This is a genomic window from Aeromonas sp. NJAU223 (assembly GCF_051125555.1).
In the GTDB taxonomy this organism is placed as follows: domain Bacteria; phylum Pseudomonadota; class Gammaproteobacteria; order Enterobacterales; family Aeromonadaceae; genus Aeromonas; species Aeromonas veronii_G.
Window position 1 is genome coordinate 1,406,130 of record NZ_CP144204.1, and the last position, 25,807, is coordinate 1,431,936.

The following is a 25,807-nucleotide window of genomic DNA, read 5'->3' on the forward strand; positions in this document are numbered from 1 at the left end:
AGGCAGGTGGTTGTTAGCCAATGAAAAATAGTTATCGCATTCTGGGGACCTCCCTGCTGACGCTGGGGCTGGTCGGCTGTTTCGAGGTGCCGGATCAGGATCATCTGGTGACGGCGGCGGGCATAGTGCCCGGCATGAGCTGTAACAAACCACCCTTGGTGGCACTGGCATCCACTGCTTTACCTCGAGAATTTGGCATTACCGTCTGGAATCTGTACAAAGGGCAGCGTAAAAACTGGCAGGAAGGGCTGGATGAGTATGCCAAGTCCCAGGATCTGGTGCTGCTGCAAGAGTCCGCTACCCGGCCCGAGATGCTGGACTGGCTGAAGCGCGGGGACTTCCAGTGGCAACAGCTGCAGGCCTTCACCCAGGGCGGTGTCTCCTTCGGGGTGATGACGGTGGCCAAGACGCCCCAGGCCTTCGTCTGCGGCGTGCGCTCCCCCGAGCCCCTGCTGCGCATCCCCAAGTCCGGTCTGGTGAGCCTCTACCCCCTGCAGGGGGATCCGGATGGCGTGCTGGTGGTGAACCTGCATGCGGTCAACTTCGAACTCGGCATGGCGACCTTCCGCGAGCAGATCAACGATCTGACCGCTCTGGTCCATCGCCACCAGGGGCCGGTGATCCTGGCCGGGGATTTCAACACCTGGAGCGACAAGCGGGAATTCTGGCTTAACAAGCTGGTGGGCGAACTCGGTCTGCAGGAGGCCATCCCGGTGCCGGACTTGCGCCGCACCGCCTTCGGCCGCCCGCTGGATCACCTCTACTACCGTAATCTGGATCTGGTGGAGGTGAGCTCGCCGGCCACCGATGCCTCGGATCACAATCCCATCATGGCGCGCTTCGCGGCCCAGGCCATCACACCCTAAGGCTCGCCGGATGGCAGACAAAAAAATACCCCGCACCAGGCGGGGTATTTTTTTATCCGGCTTCAGCCATCAGCTGTTGTTCTTCACGAACAGGGTCAGCTCCTGGCCCGGCTTGAGGTAGTCGCTCTTGCCAAGCTGGTTCCAGCGCATCACATCGTTGACGGCGACCTGGAAGCGGGCTGCGATGGAGGAGAGCGAGTCTCCGCGGCGCACCTGATAGACCATGGACTTGTTGCTGCCCTTGCCCTGCTTCGGCCAGACCACCAGCTTCATGCCAGGTTTCAGGGCCGACTTGGCGTTCAGACCGTTCCACTTGGCCAGATCGGCGTGGGTGACCCCGTGCGCCTGGCTGATGCTCCACAGGTTGTCGCCGGAGCGCACCTGATACTGGATCTTGTTGCCACCGGTGCTGGCGAGCTGCTGCGGCTTGCTCTGGGCGGCCTGGCTCACCATGGCCTTGCCGCCATTGGGGATGATCAGGCTCTGGCCACGGCGCAGGTTGTTGCTGCGCAGGTTGTTGGCCAGCTTGAGCTGCTGCAGGCTCACCCCGTGATTCTGGGCGATGCGGGACAGGGTATCCCCGCTGGTAACCTGATAGGAGCGCACGCCACGGCTGCGTTCACGCTGGGGCAGATCGGCCAGGGCCAGCTCCAGGGTGTCGGCATACTCGACGGGCACCAACAGGTTGTAGGGGCCGCGGGGCGAGGTCATGCCACGCTTGAGCGCGGGATTGAGCGCCTTCAGCTGGGAGGCCGAAACCCCTGCCAGTTGCGCCGCCACGTTCAGGTCGATCTGGCCACCGGTGTTGATGGTCCGCAGTTGCGGCTTGTTGGCCAGCACCGGCAGGGTGACATCGTACTTGTCCGCGTTGCGGATCATGTCGGCCATGGCCAGGATCTTGGGCACATACATCCGGGTCTCGCGGGGCAAGTCCAGGGACCAGTAGTCGGTCGGTCGACCGGCCTTCTGGTTGCGGATGATGGCGTTGCGCACCCGGCCTTCACCGGCGTTGTAGGCGGCCATGGTCTGCAGCCAGTCACCGTCGAAGAAACGGTTCAGGTACTCCAGATAGTCCAGCGCGGCGTTGGTGGACGCAATCACATCGCGACGACCGTCATACCAGTTGTCGTGGCGCAGGCCAAAGTTCTTGCCGGTCGCAGGAACGAACTGCCAAAGACCGACCGCATTGCTGCGGGAGCGGGCATTGGGATCGAACATGCTCTCGATCATGGGGATGGTAATAAGCTCCATTGGCAGCTCACGCCGTTCGATTTCCTCTACCATCAGATACAGGTAGGGCTCAGCCCGGCTGGCAATGGTCGCCATATGCTTATCATTACGCAGTAACCAATCACGCTGCTGGCGGACTCGGGCATTATCGTGCGAGTCCAGCTGCATATCATCGCTGATACGCACCCACAGGTTATCGGTGTCATCCATCTCTTCTAACTGCTCGTCGCCGAACAGCATTCTGGAAGAGTGTTTCTTGTACGTTTTCTTGCTGACTTGGGGGGATTTGATCGGCTCGATTGCCGTTACCGCCCGGTCATCCTGATGGCTCAGGTTTTGACAGCCGCTGAGAAACAGCGCCGCCAATAAGGCCGTTCGTAGCTTCATCTCGCTCAGGTCATATTGGAAAAACAGCCCGCATCATAAGGGGCAACCGCCCCCTGATCAAGGTTTGTTCAAAAAACGTCCTTCCAGCGACGCAAGGTGGCGAAGGTATCCTCTGGATTTTCCAAGCATTTCAGGGCGTATTTTTCAGCAGAAAATTTCACTGAGTCCTGCTCGCAGCGGATAAATACGTTGAAATGGCGTTCATCTCCCAGACGGGAGGGGAGACTCGGCAGACCCTGTTGGCGCAGCTTGCTGATCAGCCCGATCTGGCGCTGGATCGCCGGGTTGTCCGGCTCCACTGCGTGAGCGAAACGCAGGTTGGAGAGGGTGTACTCGTGGGCACAGTAGAGGAGGGTGTCGTCGGGCAGGGCCGCCAGCCGTTGCAAGGAGGCGTACATCTGGGCCGGGGTGCCTTCAAACAGACGGCCGCAACCGGCGGAGAAGAGGGTATCGCCGCAAAACAGCATGCCGTTGCCGTAATAGGCGATGTGACCAAGGGTGTGGCCGGGGACGTGCATGACCTCCAGGCTCAGGCCATGCCAGCCGATCTGGTCGCCATCTTCCAGCCACTGACCCTGATGATCCGGCATGGGATCATGTTTGGGGCCATACAGGCGGGCGTGGGGGAATTGGCCGAGCAGTTCGCCCACGCCACCCACATGATCTTTGTGATGGTGAGTCAGCAGGATGGCATCGAGCTCCAGCCCCAGGGCCTCGAGCCGTGCCAGCACGGGCGCAGCCTCGCCCGGATCGACAACCAGGCAGTGATTTTCGTGTCGGATCAACCAGATGTAGTTGTCGTTGAAAGCGGGAATTGTGATGACGCTATACATGGGTCGGTGTCTCTTGCTGTTCTCTTTGTGGAAGGGATCTTATATAACAGGATGGCATTCGCACCCCGGATTGGTCCCATTATGCAGCTGGCTCGTACCGAACAACAGATCGCGATCCCGACCAGCTGGTCGATGCTGCCCATGGGCGACTGGGTGGCCGCCGAACTGCAGGAGCGCCTCGATAACTGGTGCCCGCATCTGTTTGGCTATCACCTGCTGAAAATTGGCGCCCTGAGCGCCGAACTCTCCTGCGGCAACTCCTCCATTCGCCACCAGGTAGGCATCGCCCCCGAAGGGAGGGCGCTGGACATGGTGGGGGATCCTCTCGCCCTGCCGGTGCGCAGTGCCAGCGTGGATGCCTGCCTGCTCGCCCACTGTCTCGATTTTTCCCAGGATCCCCATCAGGTGTTGCGCGAGGCCGAGCGGGTGCTGACCGACGATGGCTGGCTCATCGTCAGCGGCTACAACCCCGCGAGTCTGGTGGGGCTCGGCCATTATGTGCCCTTCATGCGCCAGCACCTGCCCTGGTCGGCACGGATGTTTACCCCGGCCCGGGTGACGGACTGGTTGCAACTGCTGGGGTGTGAGGTGATGTTCGACGAGCGTTTCGGCTTCTCCTTCATGGGCAGGCAGAGCCGGGTAGCTTGGTGGCGGGAGAGCCTGGGGCGGGACTATTGCCGTTCCCTGGCGTCTGTCTATGTCATCGCCGCCCGCAAGCGGCGCTTCCCCATCACGCCGGTACGCCGCCGTTGGCGTCTGCCAAACTCGATGGCGGCACCTGGGATGGCGCGCCAGGGCGGATAAGCCGCCACTCAGGTCGAGTCGCGGCAGGGGAGCTTCGCCCTGATGCTCAGGGCTGATAGCCGGTGTCTTCGGCCAGCTGCTTGCCGCTCGCCGCATCCCGGGCCAGTTCGTCGCAGCGTTCGTTCTCCGGGTGGCCGGAGTGACCCTTGACCCAGAGCCATTCGATCTGGTGGCGTGCCACTTCCGCATCCAGCGCCTGCCAGAGATCGACGTTCTTGACCGGTTGACGGTTGGCCGTCATCCAGCCTTTCTTCTTCCAGCCGATGATCCATTGGGTGATCCCCTGGCGCACATACTGGCTGTCGGTGGTGAGTCTGACCTGGCAGGGTTCATTGAGGGCACGCAGCCCCATGATGGCCGCCATCAGTTCCATCCGGTTGTTGGTGGTGAGGCGGTAACCCCCCGCCAGCTCCTTGCGATGCTTGCCATAGACCATGACGGCGCCATAACCGCCGGGGCCCGGGTTGCCGAGGCAGGAACCATCCGTAAATAAATCAATCTGTTTTAACATGAGCAATCAATCTGTTTTAGGCAGAGCCTTGGGGTAAACTAGCGAGCAAAGCTGAAGTTTGACATAGATTGGATCATGAGCACACCCCAACTGAATCGCCAGATCATTATCTTTTATACACTCCACTAGAGTGTAAACGCCGCCTCAATGTCATTAACTGCTTGATAATAAGGTGTTTATTTTTTTTTGTGAATTAATTTTGTTAGTGTTTTCACAGCAAAAAGTAAACAAGTGCGTGTTTTAAGGCCAATGTGTTTACAGTTTGATGGCGCCCCACGATGACGGGTGAATCTGCGTCATGATTGGGACACCCTCCGCATAACTGTGAGCATTATGGAGATTGCTGCTTGGATTGCCTCTAGGAATGGGGGAGGGTATTTTATGGTGACTTGTAACTCCTTGCCTCACATCTCACCAGAAATCCCAACCTCCCCTAATTCCTTCATCACAGCCTCAACTGCACCCAGCTTGCCTCGTAACCCGTGAAACTCCCCATAGGAGCGATTAAGTGCATGCTCAATGGTCATATCTAGGGCGGGGAAATCTGCTTGCAGCTTATTGTATTCAGCAATTGCTGCTTGGCACTCCTGAATTTTGAGACGGTATAATCGCGCCTTCGCCTCTAACTCATCCAAGAGAGCATCACTCGCCTCCACATCAGGTTCCTGGATCTCTTGGGCCTCTGGGCCACTCGGTTCCTCTTGAAAGATCACACCATGAAACATGGGGGTTTTCACAAAACTTGGATGCAATCGCACGTCATCAACATTTCTTCGTTCTAGAAGACCCATATTGACCAGCTTGATCAGATGACGATAGATAAGGCCGTAGCGCTTCCTTTGAGTCTGCTTGTGTCCTTTGTCACCAAAGGCTGCATGCACGCACTCTATCGTAGTGAAATCATCCATCTGCATTCGAATTAGCGCCGTGTAGAGTGGTATCGGCAACCAAACAACCTGGGCATCCATAACTTATCCTTTATCTCTTACGATAATTTGAAGTGGGTATTTACATTCGATTGCGGATTATAGTCCGTGGCATTGAGCCAGACAACTAGAGATAGTGCTCGCCTTTAGAGAGGCGACACATGCAAGATCTAGCAATTAAATTTGGCAATGCCTTACGCGAGAGGCGGCTTCAAACGGGGATATCGCAAGATAGACTCGCGTTAATGGCTGATATTGACAGAAGCTATGTTGGCCGTATTGAGCGTGGTGAAGTGAACGTCACACTAGAGATAGCATATTGCCTTGCTAGAGCTTTAGGTTGTGACATACGAGACTTATTACCCTAAGTCAATTTTCTAGATGGCATTAAAAGTTAATGAGTGCGTTTAGTAGGAATTTAAACTTTTAATGCCTCGTAAATAATGGTGACTCACAGCAGCAACAAGTGCTGGCAACTATCATTTAACCAATAGTAGAAATCGAATCCCGCACTCGCTTTACTATTAAGGCATCTTGGGATACCCGGTGGTTTAAGCTAGAGAGTTTAATAAATACCGGATTATCTAATAATTTTGAGCCTTCGCTGTAAGTAGATAGTATTTTAAGCATCCATCCACCAAGTGCTACATAGCCTCCACCTGCTATATCAGCAGCTTCCATAACTGCCCCCGCAGCAGCTGGTAAGCCTGTTCCTATAAAGTCTAATGATGCTATTCTAGAACGATTTTTTTCTATTTGTTTGAGTTCTTTTCTTAGTAGATACATTTTCTCCATTCGTTTCTCATCATTGAGACTGGCAAACTCACTTATTACTTTTGGTAAGGTTCTAATAAGGCTGCTAGCTAGTACATCATCTAACTCCAATATACTCATATCGTTGTTAATTGTTAGCACTTCACTTAAAAGCATAGTCAACTCTGACTCTCGTATATTGTGTGCGTTTTTGACTACGCCATTATATAATCCGCCAATAACTCGGCAAGCATCTACCTCTGAATAACCATTAGAGTCGAACGGGAAATGATGAGCGTATAATCCCTGAGAGAATTCGTAACTAGAGCTTGCTGATGTTAATTCGATAGCCAGATCTCGTCCTCTATCCTTATACTCGCTTATAGCAAAACCCGACAAACCTAAGCGATACGTAGAAGCAGCGCCCTCTTTATTTACGATATACTCACCAATCTGCCACTGCTCGGATAGCATGTTCGCCAACCGCAGTAGCCCAGGATTTCCAGAACGAGCGCACTGATGCACGAAGTCATATTGCTCGTCGCTTGAGAATGTAGTTCCGACAATACCAGATTTATTTTGTATCCCTTGAATGGTTATTGCGGCTAAACGACGTGAGAAAATAATTGCATTAGGGTTAACCGATATAATGTCCAAGAGAAGCTCTTGAGAATATCTTGCAAGATTTTGCGGTGCAACAAACAATAATCGCCCACGAGAAATTAATTCTCGTAACTCAAACGATCGGAGTTTAAACATTTGATAAAAATGGTTGGAGTCGTCATTTAAAGGCAATGCAATAATAACTTGTTCATAGAGAGTCAGGTACACTCTCAGATTTTGTCGAGAAAATACTGAGGCATCAACAAAGCAACGAGTCTTGTTTGTTTTTTCAAAGCTTGGCAGTAAGAAATGATCTCGTTGTTGAAAATGCTTACCACTAAATACCGACTGACGGTTTTGAAGCCAAAAGTCTTCATCTTCTTCATAACGATCCAACAATTGTCTTGAAAACTGCTTTTGTATAAAACCACTAGCTGGGAGTTGCAAGTTGTTAAATTGATTTGGTTTAAAAACTACTTTACCTGGATAATCACTGATGCTAGGGTCATACTCAAAGATATAATCATATCCTTGATATCCCTGAGACTCACAAATCAATTGTATCTCTTCTTTATCATCTTCTGTAAGTTCAATTTTAAATGTAATTCTAAATTCATTAGTATGATATTTAAAATCAAAACGGAAAGGATGATATTTTTGAGGGATGTTCAGGTTTAACTGATTAATCACCTCATTCATATTCATTGGTTGACCATGAAGATTACTTTTTTCAAAGACATTTCGCAGGGCTATAGGTTCAAAGCCCTCAGGTATCTCATTAACGATATTTGCAGGCGGGACACCTAGCGTACGAAAATTATTATATTGCTCTTCTAGCTTTTCTAGTAGTGCCTGATTATCTTTTACTTCCAGTATTACTGCAATCAGACGTTCACCATTAGTAAATAACCCTTTGTGTGAATACTGATGAGTATTAAACCTAAATCGCTCATAGTCATGTCGGATCGCGTCCATCAAAGGAAGACTATAAGGGTATTTATTATTCATTATTTACTCCTATGTTGGAGATTATGGTGTTAGAGCTGTGTTCTTTCTAACCAGCATTTGATCTGTGAACAAGTACAAAAGCACACTTCAAGAGCGGGTTCAATAACTGCCATTCCTTTGCACAACATATCACAATTTATCTACAGAACTGTGATATTGCCATGATTTATATACATAATGTACTCTTCATCAAATGAGAGATGGCTCTTTCCAAACACCATGACACCTTAAAATGAGGCGAATAGCAGCCTTAATCTGCCTCATAAAACTTGCAGAAGTGAGGCGATTAACCGCACTTATATACGGCACTGTGCAATTAGGCGCCTGAGATGCAGGATTTGGTTTTGCATACGGGGCCTAGAGATATCTCAGATTGACTACCTTAAATTGCTGTTACACTCAAGATACATATCGTAGCCCTTCCATGAAAGAGGGAATCACACTGATTTTCTGATATAATCATTTAGCCTATATCTACAATATCAATAGAAAATTTATCTCTGGAAAGGCTTGCCTGCTTAAGTTTTATTTCTCTGTTCAGTAGTTCAGAAGTATATAGCACGGTATCTTTTAAAAGAGCCAGTTTATCTTTTTTAATCCTAGCTCCGGCGATAACACAATAAAGCATATCCTTGCGATTGTAAGAATGTATACCGGGGCCTTCACTCGTAGTGAATACTCGCTCCTCTTGTTCATACTTCCAAGCTGTACTTTTTCGTAGAAGACATTCCCATGATGTACAGATCTAGTTATCACCTGACACCGGCCTCAAACCGGTGTCTTGTTTACGCTACTTTAGTGCGCACTTCCTTCGGTATCAATTTCAGACCCTTTTTGAACATGCTGTAGGGGGTTTGACCCTCCATCATCCTGCCCTGATGTGGCCGCTGGGTGTTGTAGTGCTCCAGGTAGCTGTCCAGGTCTGTCTGCATCTGCTCTACCGACTCATACCAGGTTGTCCTCCCCTTGATACGGAAGTGTTCATCCAGCAGGGTACGATGTAGCCGCTCGATAAAGCCGTTGCTCTGCGGTCTGCGTACCTTGGTGGTCCGGTGCTCAATCCCCTCCAGTTGCAGGAACAGCTCGTAGGGATGATGGTCAGGGCGCCCACAGAACTCGCGCCCGTTGTCCGACAAGATGGTATAGACCCGCGCCTCGTGAGCCTCGAAGAACGGCAGGACCGTTTCGTTGAGCACATGAACCGAGGTCACCGGCAGCTTGCTGGTGTAGAGCCGTCCCCAGGCGTGGCGGCTGTAGCAGTCCAGCACGGTTTGCAGATACACCTTGCCTACCCCCTTGAGTGCGCCGACGAAGAAGGTGTCGACCGCCACCAGTTCCCCGGTGTAGTGAACCTCAATTTGGCGTTCGCGAAACTCGGGGCTGAAGCGCTCGAGCAGGCGGATCTGCTCGTCATTGAGCTCAATCGTCTGTTCCCTATGGGTTTTCTCGAGGCGCAACAAGCGGTCATGCTTGGAGAGCAAGTCGTGACGTTGCCACACGCCGCGCACACCGCCCGCACTGACGTTGATGCCTTGCAGAGCCAGTTCTTGCGCGACCCGCAGCGGGCCATGGGTTGGTCTGGTGAGAGAGTAATCGAGGATGGCTTGCTCAATCTCGGGAGCGACCCGGTTGGGATGAGCGCCTTTACAGCCGGGGAGTTTGTCGAGCAAGCCCTCGGCGCCATAGGTCTGGTAGTTACGGCGAATCTCGTAGAACTGCTGGCGGCTGTAGCCGATGAGCTTGCAGGCTTTGCTGACGTTATTGAGCTCTTTGGCGAGCTCTAGCAGGCTGAGTTTACGACGTGCTACTTTCTCGTTGGTGGTCATACGGTGACTCCGGATAACACGGTAGGGGTACCGTTTTGTTATCCGGTTTGAAGCCGTATGACCACTCCCTTTTGTGGGCAACTGTCAGGTGAATACAATCTCCATACACATGAAAATCCTTTTGATGCGTATCTAACAAATCGTTCATCAGAATATTCTACAGCGTGAGGAATTAAATCTTGAAAAGAAGCATTGTAAGGCATAGTGGCCATATCATACTTAAAGCCAACAACGAATCCCTGGTGAAACTCAGCATAATGCGACCACATTAAGATATCAGAGGGTGTTCGGCTAAGAGACAAAACGCCTATCGACTTAAGCAAGGTATTGTTAAGTTCTCCAGATTCTGTTGCTCTTTTCAAGTTAGCAATCAGCTTGCCTCTTTCCATAATCTTTTTAGCCGGAGATAATTTCTTTTCTGCTAGTGCTCTTTTAAAAAAACTGGCTTGGGTGACCGCATCATCAACAACAGATACAGGCTGACAGTCAAATGGATCATTGAATTCTAGAGGGCATGTGAACTTAATCGTTCCATTTTTAATCACATTTAAACTTAAATTATCAGCGCCAAAACCAAGATATTTGAAACGATAAAATTCATTTTCATTATCAACCATCTATTACTCATCCAATGCACGTAAGAAGTGACCACCATCTACAATGGATTCCATAAGAGCCTGTTATAGGGTCTATATAACAGTGCTATTATGTATAAACAATTCTGTTAGCAAATTTATTAAAATCTTTTGTGTAGTCTTGTGGATATAGGTCTCTATAAATAGAAGCCGCTAGGTCAGATACTTCTTTGCTTAGCAGCTCAAGGGCTTCATACTTTTCAGCTTTATTAAATATGAATTGAGTGCCATCAGGCGATTTGAGCGACTCACGCAACACTTTATTGTCTTTTAATATTTCCAACCAGTTATTAAGCCTTTGCACAAGCAGTAAAGGCAATTGGTTATGGCAATTTAGATCACTATTCATATGATATGCAATGCTAGTTAGATCAAAACTTGTCAATTCTTTTGCAGACTTCTTTTTATAGTCTGGCATATCAGCAACAATATTCTTCATCAATCGAACTACTTTTTTCAAGTTACCATTATAAATGTAATCTTTATCACCGACTTTTTTAATATGTAAGAATGGTTTGTTTTCTATAAACTCATGTTTTTCCTTATCATAAATCTTTATCCCTCTATCATGTTGCTGCCCTGAACGCTGATAATCATGAGTGTCCAACCAACAACTTGGAACTATATCAACTTTCCTAGCAAGGCTCCCACCACTGATTGATATCGACTTTCTATTAGAGCAATCAACGGTTGCTTGATAATACCTGCTTTTAAGCTTGTTTTCAGACTCCAAGCGGATCTCTTTTACTTGTTCTAGCATACTTCGTTTGTCTGGAGCATCTTCGTAGTTAGTAAGCGGTAATATAGGTATCTGAACTTGAACTACGTCTTTTTTAAGAATAAGCATATCCACATCAGAATGCCCTTCAATGTGAATATCAAGAGCGACAGACCCTTGAAGTCTAAACTCCGTATTGATCAGGTCTGTTTTGAGCATGCTGACAAGTGTATTGGCTACACGCTCTCCCTCTTCTATAGATACTTTGGTTGACTGAGCGCTCACCGGAGCCATAGCACCGATAACGTATCTTATGGCATCACTGTCTTTGACTTTTTCGTAGTCTTCATAAGGACGTAAATCATATGCTGACGCTAGCGCAGTATAACCCTCATCAAGGGCATAGCGTTGAGCTGTCCCCTGACGTCTATCCTTGAGTTTTTTCAAGCGGTCACTGAAATTAATCATAATTTGCCTCGCGTCAAATACATTTTTCCGAAAGTACGTCTTCCATTACTATTAAAATATGTAGCTTCGCCGGAGGTGAGTTCCTTATTAAAAAGAACCTCACAGTAACCTCTATGTGAGTTTAATTCATGGAATTGAGATGCATCTGGAGAATTGCTATAGCTATAATGAAGCAGCCAACCGCCACGAGTACCTGGTTTTTTAGCGAGGGTAGCAGTATAACTTTCACTAGAGCTTTGCTTAGTTTTTAGACTTATACTGATTTTTTCCCAAGTTTGTTCGATATCAATTTCCGCCTCCCAGTTATACTTTACTAATCCATCTTCCTCAGACAGAGTTTCACCTCTCACTGACCAAATGCCATTGAGATCGGGGATCTTAAAGTATGGGGCTTTCCACACATAATTATTGAACACCATGTGCAAGAAAAAATATACTACAGCTATCGAAATCGTGGCCCCAGTCATAAAACTGAGGCCATCAATTTGACTAAGCCACAGTATAATACTTGAGATAAAACCAGTAAGAATAACTGACGCAGTACCAAGATACCGACCGATTGTTGTCCTACTGTGGCCAAATACCGCGTAATCGTGCATGTACTCAATCCTTTGGACTAGGAGGGGCAAATGCCCCTCCTGGCTCATCGTTCTTTATTGGCCTGGGCCAAGATACTAGCTGCCAGAGTCTTTGTAGCTTCGCTGTACTTACTGCTTTGCAACACCATTGAGGCAAAAGACTCCATTTCAGCGCCTGTTTGCTTCCCTGCTTTAGCCTGAGATAACGCAGAAGCAGCGAGGGAACGTGCTGTTGCAGAAGACGTCGCATCATTGAGCACTTGTGAGGCAAGTGTTGCAACCTTATCGGATGTAGTTTTGTTGTTCGTAGTCATCGCCATATCCTGTATTGTTTGGTTGGTTTGGACACTACATATGGTGCTGTATATACGCACAGCAAACGATAGCTGATCCGATTGAGGCGATCAAGGAAAACGATTGATGTGTCATTAAGATTGTTTTTTGATCTAACTGAGACTCATTCTCTCCCTGTTTAGTAGAGCTAAATCAGACAACCTTGCTTTCAGAAAATGTCGATTTAGTCTTGATGGTGCTCGTGCAGGGGATGACGTCAGAGGTGTTTGCTAGCCGTCTTACCCAAGCGTTCGGCTCATGGCAAGAGAGGCTACTGAATCTGGGCAGGTGGCTAAATCTACTTTACTGCCACGAAAGCTTACGGCACCGCTTGGGTTGCAACAGGAAAGGAACCTTTCTCTATAATCTACGAATGCCTATCCTGTAACGGTGCTCTACAGGTCGATGTGTGAGCCAGGCAAACATTGGCGGGCCATTACATAATGACGGTAAAGAAAATGAATGCCTATGTGGCTGGGTTAGATGGGGAGAGGTTATCTTTATGGTATCGAAAGACGAGTTGAAGGTGCTCTTTAGCTGCTTTTACAACATGGTAATACTCTACCCATTCACTACTCTCTCTACGGAGAAATAGAAAATTGCCTACCGAAAATAAAATGAAGCCCATGCATCACACGCATGGGCTTACTCAGCATCAGATAAGAAACTCTTCTAGAGCTCTGCCGCTGGCCACAGCTTCTGCTATCGCTTTAGGCATTCTGCCCTGACCAGTCCAGCTCTTCTCCTGACCATTCTCGGTGTATTTATATTTTGCAGGACGAGGCGCTCGCTTGGACTTTGCAGCCCCTTCGGTCTTAACGGTGGCGGAGGAGCCAACCAGCTCACTCGGGTCAATCCCTGCATCTCGCAACATCTCAGTGAACTGAGCCAGCTTCTGATGACGTTCCGCAGACTCTTGTCTGATTTTGGTTTCGTGTTGCTCCCGCTCAGCAAACACTTCTTCGAATTTTTCTTTAACTTCGACCAGCTGCTCAAATGACAACTCACGCAGAACAGCGCGAAGGCTGCGGATATTAAGCAGGGTTTTCAAAAAATCATTCATTTACGACCTCATGTATCACTTTATTAAATCGAATGGATTATCACTCAATATCGCCAACAGCTCCATTGGTTTTTACATCAATCTAGATTAAATAAACCATTTAGATAATACATAAGTGAACCACATTCATTGTTCTCCATTCCAGTTTTAGTGTTACTTCCTCGCGTCGTCACGAATAATACTTTTTACTTCAACAACGGCAGCACCAACGGGAACACTGATCGAGCTCGATAGCTCGCCATTTTGAGTCCTAGTGATCTCGGTATCCCCTTTGTACCAACACCACTCACGGTCAGTTCTCGTGTCAGAAGCCTCTAAGATCCCGCAGCGATAGTCAAAATTGATGGCCATACGAAAATTTCTCAACCTAATGCCAAATTGTGGAATTCAGTTTTCATCTATTACCGATCAGTCAAGATCTTGAGTTAAGCGCGTCAGCTCTCTAAGTGGGTTTTCAACACCAATTTTATCCGTAAGAACGATGATCTGCTTTCCAATATCAAAAGCTGGGGCTGCAACAGCCTGCCCAGTAAGTTCCAGCGATTGAATGACAGAGTTTGCCTTCTTTAACGTTTTAAAAGCCTTTGCGGTTTCAGGACTCAGGCCCCACCACATACCCGTCATATCTGGGCTTGATGTGTACTTAACCAAGAATTCGTCCTTATATGGATCATGAAGAAGCCAACCCAACATTTTTGCGTGAGCAGGTAGCCCCCACGTTTGTTTCAGTTCATGTGCGGATGGCTCTTTGTTCATGACCTAACCTTCTTATTCAGGACTAGTTTGTGAGATCTAACATAGTCAATACACCATAAGCTGGGTCTCATAAAGGCCTCCGGTGAAATTTTCTCCAGAGGTTCACGAAAAGTGTTATCACTCTTCTGTCCATTGTACCCTAGCCAGCAGCCCTTCTGGCTTGACCACATACGACTCCAAGCATGACTCCGAGAGCAGTTTGCCTAGCGTGTATAGCTTGGTGCCTCCTGGAGGATCTTCGAAAGGACGAGATAGCCTTCTGGCTGTGCCCAAACAGCTCCCCAGCATCCTCTTGAGACAAGCTTAGGCCGCTCGTAATGATAATTTCGCAGGCAACACACTCAGATGGTATTGGTGTGGACGTTACCAGATGCAGTAGTCATCTATTATTTTTGGCTGATATCTCGATACGAAGACCCTAGTGAATGCCCTTGGCCTGCGCATTTCAATTTACTCACAGTCTCATACGCTATGAGTTCTTCGCACAATCAACTAGGTAACTCAATTTGGTAGCGGGAACTCCGACCTCGACTTGGCAATTTTACTAATAATCCTTTTGTAACCATTTCTGAGAGATGACGAGTTGCTGTTGATTTACTCACGCTAGTCAATTTTTGATATTGACTGGCGCACACGCTTTTGTTGGAACCTTGAGCGCAACTATCCAATAGCTGATCCAGTAACATTCTTTGTTCAGGTAATAACGAAGTAGCATGATGTTGTAGCCAAAAAACGTTTTTGACCGAATCAACTTGCACTTGAGTGATAGCTAGCTGCAAGGCTTCCCCCAACGTATCCAGAAACCAGACTAACCAAGGTGTGATATCTAAGCCTCCTCTTTGAGTCTGCTCCAGAAGCTGATAATACCTGTCGCGCTGCTCAAATATGGTGACCGACATGGCGTATAGGCGGATGGTGTGCAGGTCTGCCTGGGCTAACGCTAAGTCCGTCAGTGCTCGTGTTATTCGGCCATTTCCATCTTTCAGGGGATGCAGCGTCACGAACCACAGATGAGTAATTGCTGCCCTAAGCAGTGGGTCAAGCATGGGGTTCAATCGACTTTCGTTAAACCACTCAATAAAGTTTTGTATTTCAAGATCCAAACCTGCTCTGGATGGTGCCTCAAAATGCACTACGAGCTGGTCAAATCGGCCTGAAACGACCTGCATCGGCCCATCCTCACGCAATTGACCACCACAGATGCTACTACCTCTAGAAACTGATGCTGGGAATAGCCACCGATGCCACTGTAAAAGCCGCTCAAGTGACAATGGCTTGTGGGGCTCAGCAATGGCGTCCATTGTCATAGCTGCCAAGCCATCAGTCCTTTCAGTTGTAGGGTATTGCTCGGCTTGGCTGACCCCTAGCTGCATTGCTAGGGACGCTCGAACAGATTGTGCATTGAGAACTTCACCTTCGATTGCTGATGAGGTCATGATGTTGGCAACCAGAGTATCAAGCTCTTGAATCGGGGCTATCACACAACTCCCCAGCAGCTGGCCTAGCAGACGATGAAGTGAGCGTAGGCGTGGTTGAAGAACCTCGTCCTGCCAATGAAATCTTGGCCAATCCTGTTGCTGCCAAATCCAACTCATTTCCTTGCCTCCCAGTCAATGAGCCGATTAGACCTCATAATCGGCTCATAATATGAGCCAATTATTGCACGTTTAGCTTATGGATAGGGATAGTCAAACCTCTGCCCTAGTAGCAGTACAGCAAAGGAAGTTACGAGTGGTTGAGATGGCCTATCCGTAGGGGTTGCCCATCAGACGTGCGGTTTCACTACGACCAGGGCAGTCAATAAGGCAGCCGTGCATTTCGGCAACGGCTGTGCCGCTATCGCATGACCTAGAGCATGGGTCTGCGTGGCAACTGCTGGGACAATGCGCCGATGAAGTGATTGTTCAGGAGCTTGAAGACGGAGTAGCTTCCGACCACGGGCTACATGAGCCTGCGGGAAGCGAAGCGGGATATCAGGGATTACCTGATGGGTTACTGCAACTGGCGGCCTCCACATCAACACAATGATGGGATACCTCCAGCAAAGCCGAAAAATGGCTTAACTGTGTGTCCGGATTTAGTTGACCACTACAACAGGATCGCTATTGGAGATGTTCATATTGTGCTCCATTATTGGGACATTGTGGCCTTTTTATGTCGTTATGTTTCATATGTGGAGCATAATATGGGTGGCGAGTAACACCATTAAGGTTCCTTTTGGGGAACTATTTTGGCAATAAATGCCATATAAATCCGCTTTCAGCTTTTTATCGTATTTGCGAAATATTCAACAGGCCACCGTACAACAGGCGGGTCATCGAGCAGCCTCAGGAGCAGTAACATGACGCATCAAACCCTCACCGTGGAAAATAGCCGCATTCGCGTTACCGTCAGCCGCGAGATAGCCGATAAATTCCTGCCAACAGGCGTTACCGGTCGCGATGAGTCCCCCGGTCAGGCGCAACGTGGCCGTCTGCTTTCTGCCGCGATGGGCAAATTAGCCAGCGCAACCGAACTACGTCTTCGGCTCACTAACGATATCGAGCGGGCTGATATCATCGCGCTAGCCCACAAGATCCTGGTGCGTGATTATCTGGAGGAGCACAGTCACTACAACGTCAACGAGGTGATCATGCGTCTCGAAGAGGGTCATCTCATGCACAAATACATGGCCCAAGAAGTCACGCTTGCCAACGCGCATGCTCGCGGTGTCTTGAAGCCTATTTCGCAAGACGACGCCCGTTTTTACGTGGCGTCAAGGGTGATGGCTGGGGTGCTCTCCTCCCATGAATGCAGGCAACTGGAAACCCGCGTTGAGCTATTGCTGAGCCGCATAGGCATTGATGCAACAGAGGCCCTGGATAAAGCCCGTCACGCCGTGCAAGCGCAGGCCAACATCGCGCACCACTATCACATGTGTCGGGCCAATCTCGCGGGTTGGGAGATTAAGGTCATCGGGGAGCTACCGACTCATGTGGGCCTATCTAAATTGCTGCCAAGGGATGATTAATGGTTCGCAATTCCAGGCCCACCTATCTCAGTCAACTGACCTTGGCTGGGATGGATGCTGACTGTGATTTCTCGGAGAGATGCCAGCCTCATTGGGGACTGGGAGGCAAGAAACCTGTCGATTTATTGAGTACCGCGATGGGAGTCCAGGCTGTTATTGATCTCGCAGGACAAATTGAACATGGGGTGTATTAAACGAGCCCCACTCAGTTAGGGTGGTTAAAAACCACACTCATCTGTACAAAAAACTATCAAAATAATCTTTATTTCATTTTAGCCACTTGAAAAAAGTGAAAAAGTGTCCACCTATTAATTATGAGAACAAAAAATTTTTTCTCAACATTCCGCTGCGTTGCAGCGAATAGATCCAGTTTCTTCTTTGCCTCTCCTCCCTTCTTTTTTGGCTGTAAATCATCCTATCTCATAGGAAATCAGAACAAGTTATTTAGGATGTTGGTTCTCTTTCATTAGTTAAGAAAATAAAGCCTTCACATAAATAAACTATGGTCATATTCGCACCTACGGTGCGGAATACAATAAACACGCTTTATCGAAAAATGACGATTCTATGGCTACTTACGGTTCAGACCGTTAATCGTTGGCAGAAGAACTAATAGAGAGACTGAGAACAACCAGCGCATCTCTGCTTTTGGCTTTGATAGTCAGTCATCCGGGGGTGGGATACCCCCCCCCCGGAGACGTTCAGAACCAGCTTTGCACGGCCTCTCTGGCTGGGATCCCCCCAGCATGCACAACCCTGTCATCGATGACAACAGCCGGAGTAGACATCACCTTGTACTTCATTATCTCGGGCAATGACTCGATTTTTTCAAGCTGGATGGATACCCCCAGTTCATCCACGACCTGACGGATAAGTTGAACGGTGTTCTTGCAGTTGGTACAACCGATACCCAGCACTTTTACATATTTCATCTCACATTCCTCATCAAGAAATTAGCGGCGATGCGAAGTTAAAAACCCACCCAACGAGCGTGAATGACACCAGCAGCACCAACAGTAAGGCCCCCAGGAGTTGCCACTTCATTACTTGCTTGAGCAGAATGAACTCAGGAAAACTGGCTGCCACCGTGCTCATACAAAAAGCCAGTGTCGTACCAATCGGCAACCCATTGACTATCAGACTCTCCATCACCGGGATCACCGCCGTGGCATTGGAATAGAGAGGAATGCCGATTACTACCGCCACAGGCACTGACCACCATTGTCCTGCCCCAAGGTGGGTGGCAATCCAACCATCTGGAACAAAGCCATGGAGCGCAGCTCCGAGCCCAACCCCGACAATTACCCATAGCCAGACACGTTTGAAAATGGTGAGGGTTTCGTCTTTGGCAAAGGCATGGCGTTTCACAAACGGCATGCGGGAAGCCTGCGGATCTTGCTGGGTTATATCACCTTGATCATGCTGCCCTTGCTTGAGCGCGTCAGCGGCAAAGTCGGCCAACCAACGTTCGGCCTTGATCTTGTCCAGAAAGGCGCCGCCTAACATGCCAACCGCCATGCCGACCACGACATAAATCAGGGTGAACTTCCAACCCAACAAACTGACCAGCAGCAAGACCGCCACTTCGTTGATAAGCGGTGAGGTGATGAGGAATGCCATGGTGATCCCAAGCGGGATCCCGGCAGAGGTAAATCCCAGGAACACTGGAATACTCGAACAAGAGCAGAAGGGGGTGATTGCGCCAAAGCCAGAGCCCAGTAAATAGCCCAGACCTCTGTGCTTGCCCGCTAAATAGTCTCTCACCCGCTCTACATTCAGAGAGGCCCGTAACATGGCCACGATGTAGATCATGACTAGCAGCAGCGCAAAAATCTTGCTCACATCCTCCACGAAGAAATGTAGGGCATCCCCCAGTTTGGTTTGTGGGCTAAGGCCAAGCTGCTGGTAAACCAGCCAGCTGGCAAGGTCGGTGAAAATCTGAAACATAACGACTCCATTAACATCAGTGATATCTAGGAGACGCAGCACTTTTCCAAAGGATGCTCATGTTTTTCAATTTTTTGCTGCATGGCTCATAGCTGTATGATCTGCACTTTACATGTGTATAGATGCGCACATATACTCGTTCCATGAATACAATTTTCACCCAAACCCAGGCCATTGATGCCGCTATTGCATCTCTTGATGGTGCCTTCTTCAAAGCCCTGTGCGAGCCGCCACGGGTTGCAGTGTTGAAGCGCGTCATGCAATTGGGCCGAGCAGATGTCACTGAAATTGCAGCTGAGTTGCCCCAGGAGCGCTCTGTTGTCTCCCGCCATCTCCAGGTACTGCTTGAGGCCGGGATCGTTCGCGCCTCCAAGGTTGGACGGCAGGTGTTTTACGAAGTGGATGGCCCAGCCATTATCCAGCGTCTGGAAGACATACTCCGCCACACCAAGAACATTACTGCACTGTGCTGCCCAAGCAGTTCAGATTGATTTTTCTTTATCTAAATACGTGTATGGATGCGCACATATGAACTTAATGGATCAACGATTTGATGTGGTTGTCATAGGAGCAGGTCAAGCCGGTTTGGCCAGTGGCTGGCACTTGAAACAGCAGGGGCTCAACTTCATTATTCTTGACGAGCAGAGGCGGCCAGGCGGGAACTGGCGCAACTACTACGACAGCCTTGAGCTGTTCTCGCCAGCGGCCTATTCCTCGTTACCTGGTATGCCGTTCTCCGGTACACCAGGCCACTACCCCAGTCGTGATGAGGTGGTGCGTTATCTTGAGCAGTATGTCGACCTCTTCCAGCTACCTATTCGCTTGGGGGTTCAAGTCTCGCGGGTAGAGCTGGGTAATGAGGGCTTCGAGATAATCTCCGCCAACGGGCAACGCCTGCTGGCGAATGCGGTGATAGTGGCATCGGGAGCCTTTAGTCGCCCCTACCTGCCTGATATTCCCGGACTCGACGACTTCAACGGCACTCTGATCCACAGCGCCGACTATCGAAATACCACGCCTTTTCGAGGGCAAAACATCATTGTCATTGGCGCAGCGAACTCCGCCGTACAGATCGCTTATGACCTAGCCAGCGTTGCCACAGTGACACTGGCCACACGAGAAGCAATTCGGTTTGCACCACAGCGCATATTCGGGGCAGATTTTCACACTTGGTTGAAGTGGACGGGCCTAGAGAAAACCCGCTGGCTGAACGACCAGAGCACACCTGTGCTCGACAACGGCACCTACAGGAAGGCACTGAAAACCGGCTATTTCAAGCAACGCCCGATGTTCACCCAGGTAACGCCAACAGGCATTGTCTGGCCAAATGGACAGCATGAAGCCGTTGACAGCCTGGTGTTTGCCACTGGTTTTCGCCCCAACCTGCCATTTCTCGAAAACCTGCCTGTGATGAATGAACGGGGTCAGGTGATGCAATGTGACGGACATTCCATGCATGTCCCCGGTTTGTACTTTGTCGGTCTGCCCAAGCAACGCAACTTCGCCTCGGCAACCCTCAGAGGCGTAGGGCCAGATGCCGGACACCTGCTCCCGCACCTGCTTCGCCACCTGAACCGCCCGGATGTGGTTCACACATACGTCCAGCAAGAGTGATCATGACAGGCCTGCTGTTCCATGGAGTCGATAAACCGCAACGCCCAGCGTCATCATCGTGACAGTGCTTTCACATCACACAGAATTAAGCGGCAGAAAATCGTGGCCAGTCTTTCTTGACCACTACACCCACCGCCTGGAGGGCCTCAATCACTGAATACCAGCGAGTCAAGAACGCCTTGCCCGCTGTGAACGCCTCCTTCTGTCGATCCAGCTGATTTGCTTCGAATAAGATATCCAGCATAACAGTGCTCAATACTGGCAGGATTACCATCTCCCTGAACGGTGAACATACCCAGTTCACTGATCAAATCAGTCACCTGATGTAGCTCACCTTTACGCACAATCAATGCAGGCATAGATCTGGGAATGGGGTGTAAGCGGCGCATCAACGACCAGGCCTGATATTGTTGGGGATCAAGCGTTGCCAGTTTTGCCAAGATGTCTGCCCCAAACAGGCAATGCCCGCCACCTTCTCCTTGATTTTTAAGCACCCAACTATCGGAGGGAGCTGCTTTTACAAAGTCAGCACTATCTGGGGTAACAGGATGCATCTCTCCCAGAAGGCTTCTCGCTCTTGCGGCCTCTTGCGGGGTCAATCCAAATGCGACCAGCCCATCTTCTCCAAGACGAGATAGCAGCATTTGTACTCGCTTGCTCGTTGCCAACTGCTGGGCAACCGTTGCATTGACTGCGACTCGATGTTGCTCAATCAACACACGAGTCGCCATCAGCGACTGGCAACATCTCTGCTCTTTGAGGTCGGCAGCTTCATAATCGGAATACTGATATCCGGCGCGAAGGTAGACGGTATCGAGTGGCCCGACACCATTGAGGATCAATCTATTGTTGTCGCCCGTGCTCAATTGATTGTGAAGCTCGCGAAACGTTCTGCGCTGTGTCTCTATCCCTTTCTGCTGGAGAGCAAACTCAAGCAGGTGCTGATCAAACACATTGTTTTCATGCTCTTGCACAATCATCAAAAACCTTGCTGGGCCAAGGTCTCCAAACTCCTGCTTAATCTTGAAAGTGGCTTTGGCAATGCCAGCCGATAGCCCCTCAATGGCCTGATTATCGACAAGCTCCCCCACTGCCTGATGCGATAATTCGGCATATGCAGAGGGACATTGCTGTTGTAGATAGCGGTGCAGTTCATGTATTCGCTGGCCGAATGGCCCCATGCCAGCAGCGATGCCATTGAATTCAACAAGCTTGTGACCATCGCCCTTATCGTCCATAAAGTCGCTGCGCATAATGAGCAATGGCAGCCGGGGAGCTTGGTTGGGTGATGAGTGTATTTGTTGATGCATACGAAGCAGGGCTGAAAAGAAGGGATCTCCAGCCGTGATGGGATTAATCGCATCGAACAGGAAACCGTGATCCTCAGATACCGAATAGATCAGCTTGCTGAGAGTCTGGGCCGCACTTTTTAACTGCTGATAACCCCCTCGGCTTATCGGTGTTGGTGTCAGGGTGAATGGAGTATGCACGGCAGAATGCACCGATTCCTTGAAGGCTACGCCGTGTGTTAACGCCCACTCGACTGCATCATCTTTGGTTTTTTGGATGCCAAGAGAACTCATCATATGCTCCTGATCGCTGGTTCACTTACCCTGACTTTTTTGCTGATAAGCCATGGATTACTTCACCGCTGGGGTAAAACAACACACTCGGCCATGGTCATCCAGCCTGACCTGGCAATCCAGGGAGAGCTGCTGGCGCAAACGCTCCCTGGCCCTCAATAAACGGGACTTGGTGGCGGCCAGTGTCAGACCATGCTGGATTGCAAAATCGGCCTGCCTCATACCTTCCAAATCGCACAGCCCCAGAATATCCCGGTCGCTCTTGGTCATTTTCTCAAACACCCTGGGCAAGCACCCGGCCAGCGAAGCCACAGCATCCAGCGGCTCCTGCTGCATGGCCAACTCATCAGGTAGTTGAGACAACGGACGTTGCCTACGGCTTTTATCAATCACCAGGTGTCTGGAGACTTCAAATAGCCAGGCTCTGGCGTTCTCGATGGCACAGAACTTCCCCTGCTGGCGTATAGCTCGCAAGAAGGTCTCTTGCAGCAGATCATCAGCATCCATCTGGCTGCCAGATTGCTTAAGCAGCCAGCCATAGATCTCATGCTCGTGTTGCTGCCATGCCGTCATCAGACAAGGTGGCGCACCGGTTAGCTGGCTCACTTGATGCGATGTCCCTCTGCATCAACTACCCGCTCCCCATCTTCCTTGGTGAAGGCTCCTTGCTGGGGGTCTGGCAAGATATCCAGCACGACTTCTGACGGGCGACACAGTTTGGTGCCAAGTGGGGTAACCACAATGGGGCGGTTGATCAGGAGAGGGTGAGACAGCATGGCATCGACCAACTCCTCATCACTGAACCGCTCCTCGGCGAGGCCCAGCGCCTCATAAGGGGGGACATTCTTGCGCAGCAGGTCGCGCACCGGCATCCCCATCGCTTGAATAAGGGACTCCAGCGTCTCGCGGCTCGGCGGGGTCTCCAGGTAGTGGATGACTGTCGGCTCAACGCCGGAGTTGCGGATAAGCTCCAGGGTGTTGCGAGAGGTGCCACACGCAGGGTTGTGATAAATGGTGATCTTGGCGTCATTCATGATTAGGCCTCCGCTGTCACATAATTGCGCTTCATACGCAGGGCTACATTGACCAGGGCGATCAACACCGGTACTTCAACCAGCGGGCCGATGACCCCGGCGAAGGCCTGATCCGAGTTCAGCCCGAATACGGCGATGGAGACCGCAATAGCCAGCTCGAAGTTGTTGCCGGTGGCGGTAAAGGCGATAGAGGCATTCTTGTCATAGGGGATGCCGAGTTTCTTGCCGACCAGGAAGCTGGTGAAGAACATCAACACGAAATAGACGACCAGTGGAACCGCGACCCGCAGCACATCCATCGGCAGCTCGACGATCATCTCCCCCTTGAGGCTGAACATCAGCACGATAGTGGCCAACAAGGCGATCAACGTGATGGGGGAAATAGCCGGGATAAAGCGCTCGGTATACCATTTCTCTCCCTTCGCCTTGACCAGATATTTACGGCTCAAGAAGCCCGCAAGGAAGGGGATCCCCAGATAGATCAGCACGCTCTCGGCGATATCCAGCATGGTGATATCCACCGCAACCCCCTGCAAGCCGAACAGCGGAGGCAGTACGGTAATGAACAACCAAGCCATAAAGCTGTAGGTTAAGATCTGAAAACCGCTGTTGAGCGCTACCAGGCCAGCACCATACTCTTTGTTACCACCCCCCAGGTCGTTCCACACCAGCACCATGGCGATGCAACGCGCCAGACCAATCAGGATCAGGCCTACCATGTAGTCTGGGTAGTCATGCAAAAACACCAAGGCGATCACGAACATCAGGATGGGGCCGACGAACCAGTTCATCACCAATGAGAGAGTGATGGCCTGACGGTCACGAGTCATCGCGCCCATGGTGCCGTAGTTCACCTTGGCGAGCGGCGGATACATCATCAGGATCAGGCCAATGGCCAGCGGAATATTGGTGGTGCCGACAGACATCGCCTCGTTCCACTGAGCCACCTGAGGGAACAGATATCCAATCCCGACCCCAATCGCCATGGCGACAAAGATCCACAGGGTGAGGTTACGGTCGAGAAAGCTCATTTTTTTGCTGACGGGCAGATCGCAGCAGGCATTGGTACTCATTATGAGGCTCCATGAGAGTTGGATGAAACGGAAGGCTGATGGCGTGGCAAGCCGATGGAAATGAATGCCGCCAACAGAATAAAGAGAGTGGAGATCCAGAGGCATGCCTCCAGACCGTAAAGCTGGAACACCAGCCCCGACAGCAGGGTGCCGAGCAAGCGCCCCAGGGCATTGGCCATGTAGTAGAAGCCCACATCCAGCGATACCCCATCAGCACCGGCATAGCTGACTATCAGGTAGCTGTGCAGAGAAGAGTTGATGGCAAACAGGGCACCGAACAACATCAGACCGCCTACCAGGCTGATGGCCGGATGCACCCCATAGTGGAGCGCCAGCGCAATCAGGGCAGGGATCAAGGCCAGCGACAGCGCCCAGCGCATCGCCGCCTTACCATCAGGCACACGCCCCTGGCGCTTACCGGTAAATCGGGGAGCCTGGGTCTGCACCACCCCGTAAGCGATGATCCAGAGCGCGAGGAAGCCCCCCACATACCAGTGATCCCAGCCAAAGCTGGATGCGAGGTACACAGGCAACGCCACCACGAACCACACATCGCGGGCACCGAACAGGAACAGGCGGGCTGCCGACAGGTAATTGATGGCGCGACTCTTGGAGAAGATCTCACTGAACTTGGGCTTATTCTTGGCCTTGCCCAGGTCACGTTTCAGCGTCAGCATGCTCACGCACCACACCAGCGCCAGTGCGAGGGCCATGACCAGCACAGCCCCCTGGAACCCGAGCAAGGTCAACAGGGCACCACCGAGGAAAAACCCCATCCCCTTCAAGGCATTTTTCGAGCCTGTCAGGAGTGCTACCCACTTGTAGAGCTGACCCTGAGCCTCCCCCGGCACCAGCAACTTGATGGAGCTTTTAGCACTCATCTTGTTGAGATCCTTGGCAATCCCGGAGAGCGCCTGCGCCGCCATCACCCAAGGCACCGTCAGCCAGACTGACGGCACCAGCAGCATGCCCAACGCCAGCACCTGGAGGGCCAACCCGATGTTCATGGTGCGGTTAAGCCCAAGGCGAGCACCGAGCCAGCCCCCCACCAGATTGGTCACGACCCCGAAGAACTCGTAGAAGAGAAACAGGGAGGCAATGGCCAGCGGGCTGTAACCCAGCCCGTGGAAGTAGAGCACCACCAACATGCGCAGAGCGCCATCGGTCAGGGTAAAGGCCCAGTAGTTACCGGTCACCAGCAGGTACTGGCGGGTCTCGGGGGAGAGTCGGGTCAGTGCCATGGCCGGG

General features: G+C 50.6%; 27 protein-coding genes and 1 pseudogene. 8 read left to right on the top strand and 20 right to left on the bottom strand.

Annotation, left to right across the window (positions count from 1 at the left end):
• The first annotated feature begins 20 nt into the window (after positions 1–20).
• A complete protein-coding gene (locus VZC39_RS06565) occupies positions 21–866 on the top strand; it encodes an endonuclease/exonuclease/phosphatase family protein (protein WP_434666776.1) in 846 nt (281 codons plus the stop codon).
• A 69-nt stretch (positions 867–935) separates the two neighbouring features.
• Here VZC39_RS06565 and VZC39_RS06570 read toward each other — a convergent pair whose 3' ends face one another.
• Entirely contained in the window at positions 936–2,483 is a 1,548-nt protein-coding gene (locus VZC39_RS06570) for a LysM peptidoglycan-binding domain-containing protein (RefSeq protein ID WP_349921622.1), read from the bottom strand.
• Positions 2,484–2,551: 68 nt separating this feature from the next.
• A complete protein-coding gene (gene gloB / locus VZC39_RS06575; protein WP_434666780.1) occupies positions 2,552–3,316 on the bottom strand; it encodes a hydroxyacylglutathione hydrolase in 765 nt (254 codons plus the stop codon).
• Positions 3,317–3,397: 81 nt separating this feature from the next.
• Here gloB and VZC39_RS06580 point away from each other — a divergent pair, with 81 nt between their 5' ends.
• Positions 3,398–4,120 carry a methyltransferase domain-containing protein gene (locus VZC39_RS06580; protein ID WP_434666783.1) on the top strand — a complete coding sequence of 241 codons (723 nt, stop codon included), beginning with the start codon at positions 3,398–3,400 and terminating at the stop codon, positions 4,118–4,120.
• 46 nt (positions 4,121–4,166) lie between these two features.
• Here the strand turns inward: VZC39_RS06580 and rnhA are convergent, their stop codons facing one another.
• Positions 4,167–4,631, bottom strand: a complete 465-nt coding sequence (gene rnhA / locus VZC39_RS06585; protein ID WP_349921625.1) for a ribonuclease HI — start codon at positions 4,629–4,631, stop codon at positions 4,167–4,169.
• A gap of 404 nt (positions 4,632–5,035) precedes the next feature.
• Positions 5,036–5,599 (bottom strand): hypothetical protein, encoded by a 564-nt coding sequence (locus VZC39_RS06590; RefSeq protein WP_434666787.1) that lies wholly within the window; start codon positions 5,597–5,599, stop codon positions 5,036–5,038.
• Between the two features lie 119 nt (positions 5,600–5,718).
• Between VZC39_RS06590 and VZC39_RS06595 the strand changes: the two genes are divergently transcribed.
• On the top strand, positions 5,719–5,925 hold the full coding sequence (locus VZC39_RS06595) for a helix-turn-helix domain-containing protein (RefSeq protein ID WP_434666790.1): 207 nt from the start codon (positions 5,719–5,721) through the stop codon (positions 5,923–5,925).
• A 115-nt stretch (positions 5,926–6,040) separates the two neighbouring features.
• Here VZC39_RS06595 and VZC39_RS06600 read toward each other — a convergent pair whose 3' ends face one another.
• The 9 genes from VZC39_RS06600 to VZC39_RS06640 all read right to left on the bottom strand — a co-directional run bounded on the left by VZC39_RS06600 (position 6,041) and on the right by VZC39_RS06640 (position 15,893).
• On the bottom strand, positions 6,041–7,921 hold the full coding sequence (locus VZC39_RS06600; RefSeq protein WP_434666793.1) for a hypothetical protein: 1,881 nt from the start codon (positions 7,919–7,921) through the stop codon (positions 6,041–6,043).
• 785 nt (positions 7,922–8,706) lie between these two features.
• The gene (locus tag VZC39_RS06605) at positions 8,707–9,747 is read right to left on the bottom strand and encodes an IS481-like element ISAs19 family transposase (RefSeq protein ID WP_042864152.1); all 1,041 of its coding nucleotides are present in this window, start codon (positions 9,745–9,747) and stop codon (positions 8,707–8,709) included.
• Positions 9,748–9,785: 38 nt separating this feature from the next.
• Positions 9,786–10,364 carry a DUF2971 domain-containing protein gene (locus VZC39_RS06610; RefSeq protein ID WP_434666797.1) on the bottom strand — a complete coding sequence of 193 codons (579 nt, stop codon included), beginning with the start codon at positions 10,362–10,364 and terminating at the stop codon, positions 9,786–9,788.
• A gap of 88 nt (positions 10,365–10,452) precedes the next feature.
• Positions 10,453–11,568, bottom strand: a complete 1,116-nt coding sequence (locus tag VZC39_RS06615; RefSeq protein ID WP_434666800.1) for a hypothetical protein — start codon at positions 11,566–11,568, stop codon at positions 10,453–10,455.
• Positions 11,565–12,167 (bottom strand): Cap15 family CBASS effector, encoded by a 603-nt coding sequence (locus VZC39_RS06620; protein ID WP_434666803.1) that lies wholly within the window; start codon positions 12,165–12,167, stop codon positions 11,565–11,567. Before VZC39_RS06620 ends, VZC39_RS06615 begins: the two co-directional genes overlap by 4 nt.
• Before the next feature lie 44 nt (positions 12,168–12,211).
• Positions 12,212–12,460 (bottom strand): hypothetical protein, encoded by a 249-nt coding sequence (locus tag VZC39_RS06625; RefSeq protein ID WP_434666806.1) that lies wholly within the window; start codon positions 12,458–12,460, stop codon positions 12,212–12,214.
• 674 nt (positions 12,461–13,134) lie between these two features.
• Positions 13,135–13,542 carry an H-NS family histone-like protein gene (locus VZC39_RS06630; protein ID WP_098984642.1) on the bottom strand — a complete coding sequence of 136 codons (408 nt, stop codon included), beginning with the start codon at positions 13,540–13,542 and terminating at the stop codon, positions 13,135–13,137.
• Positions 13,543–13,950: 408 nt separating this feature from the next.
• Positions 13,951–14,298: a hypothetical protein gene (locus tag VZC39_RS06635; RefSeq protein ID WP_434666809.1), complete on the bottom strand. Its 348-nt coding sequence runs from the start codon at positions 14,296–14,298 to the stop codon at positions 13,951–13,953.
• Between the two features lie 488 nt (positions 14,299–14,786).
• Complete coding sequence (locus VZC39_RS06640) at positions 14,787–15,893, bottom strand: Fic family protein (protein ID WP_434666812.1); 1,107 nt, start codon at positions 15,891–15,893, stop codon at positions 14,787–14,789.
• Positions 15,894–16,023: 130 nt separating this feature from the next.
• On the opposite strand from VZC39_RS06640, the pseudogene VZC39_RS06645 reads away from it, so the two are divergent.
• The 3 genes and pseudogenes from VZC39_RS06645 to VZC39_RS06655 form a co-directional block, all read left to right on the top strand.
• Positions 16,024–16,383, top strand: a pseudogene (locus VZC39_RS06645) (IS3 family transposase); the annotation flags it as partial.
• Positions 16,384–16,639: 256 nt separating this feature from the next.
• On the top strand, positions 16,640–17,308 hold the full coding sequence (locus tag VZC39_RS06650) for a hypothetical protein (protein ID WP_434666815.1): 669 nt from the start codon (positions 16,640–16,642) through the stop codon (positions 17,306–17,308).
• Between the two features lie 50 nt (positions 17,309–17,358).
• Positions 17,359–17,502 carry an antitoxin Xre/MbcA/ParS toxin-binding domain-containing protein gene (locus VZC39_RS06655; RefSeq protein WP_230581512.1) on the top strand — a complete coding sequence of 48 codons (144 nt, stop codon included), beginning with the start codon at positions 17,359–17,361 and terminating at the stop codon, positions 17,500–17,502.
• 507 nt (positions 17,503–18,009) lie between these two features.
• Here the strand turns inward: VZC39_RS06655 and VZC39_RS06660 are convergent.
• Entirely contained in the window at positions 18,010–18,240 is a 231-nt protein-coding gene (locus VZC39_RS06660) for a thioredoxin family protein (RefSeq protein WP_029304609.1), read from the bottom strand.
• Between the two features lie 13 nt (positions 18,241–18,253).
• Positions 18,254–19,255, bottom strand: coding sequence for a permease (locus tag VZC39_RS06665; protein WP_029304608.1), 1,002 nt, complete (start codon positions 19,253–19,255; stop codon positions 18,254–18,256).
• A 122-nt stretch (positions 19,256–19,377) separates the two neighbouring features.
• Here VZC39_RS06665 and VZC39_RS06670 point away from each other — a divergent pair, with 122 nt between their 5' ends.
• Both VZC39_RS06670 and VZC39_RS06675 read left to right on the top strand, forming a co-directional pair.
• Positions 19,378–19,746, top strand: a complete 369-nt coding sequence (locus tag VZC39_RS06670; protein ID WP_434666819.1) for an ArsR/SmtB family transcription factor — start codon at positions 19,378–19,380, stop codon at positions 19,744–19,746.
• Positions 19,747–19,783: 37 nt separating this feature from the next.
• The gene (locus tag VZC39_RS06675; protein ID WP_434666822.1) at positions 19,784–20,869 is read left to right on the top strand and encodes a flavin-containing monooxygenase; all 1,086 of its coding nucleotides are present in this window, start codon (positions 19,784–19,786) and stop codon (positions 20,867–20,869) included.
• Positions 20,870–21,015: 146 nt separating this feature from the next.
• On the opposite strand, the gene VZC39_RS06680 is transcribed toward VZC39_RS06675, so the two are convergent.
• The 5 genes from VZC39_RS06680 to arsJ are packed head-to-tail and all read right to left on the bottom strand — an operon-like array spanning position 21,016 to position 25,800.
• Positions 21,016–22,455 (bottom strand): glutathione synthase, encoded by a 1,440-nt coding sequence (locus VZC39_RS06680; protein WP_434666825.1) that lies wholly within the window; start codon positions 22,453–22,455, stop codon positions 21,016–21,018.
• 54 nt (positions 22,456–22,509) lie between these two features.
• Positions 22,510–23,058, bottom strand: a complete 549-nt coding sequence (locus tag VZC39_RS06685; RefSeq protein ID WP_434666828.1) for a sigma-70 family RNA polymerase sigma factor — start codon at positions 23,056–23,058, stop codon at positions 22,510–22,512.
• Entirely contained in the window at positions 23,055–23,486 is a 432-nt protein-coding gene (gene arsC, locus VZC39_RS06690; protein ID WP_273762106.1) for a glutaredoxin-dependent arsenate reductase, read from the bottom strand. Before arsC ends, VZC39_RS06685 begins: the two co-directional genes overlap by 4 nt.
• 2 nt (positions 23,487–23,488) lie before the next feature.
• Positions 23,489–24,559, bottom strand: a complete 1,071-nt coding sequence (arsB, locus tag VZC39_RS06695; RefSeq protein WP_434666832.1) for an ACR3 family arsenite efflux transporter — start codon at positions 24,557–24,559, stop codon at positions 23,489–23,491.
• Positions 24,559–25,800: an organoarsenical effux MFS transporter ArsJ gene (gene arsJ, locus VZC39_RS06700; protein WP_029304602.1), complete on the bottom strand. Its 1,242-nt coding sequence runs from the start codon at positions 25,798–25,800 to the stop codon at positions 24,559–24,561. The genes arsB and arsJ overlap by 1 nt, the downstream gene beginning before the upstream one ends.
• Positions 25,801–25,807 lie beyond the last annotated feature (7 nt).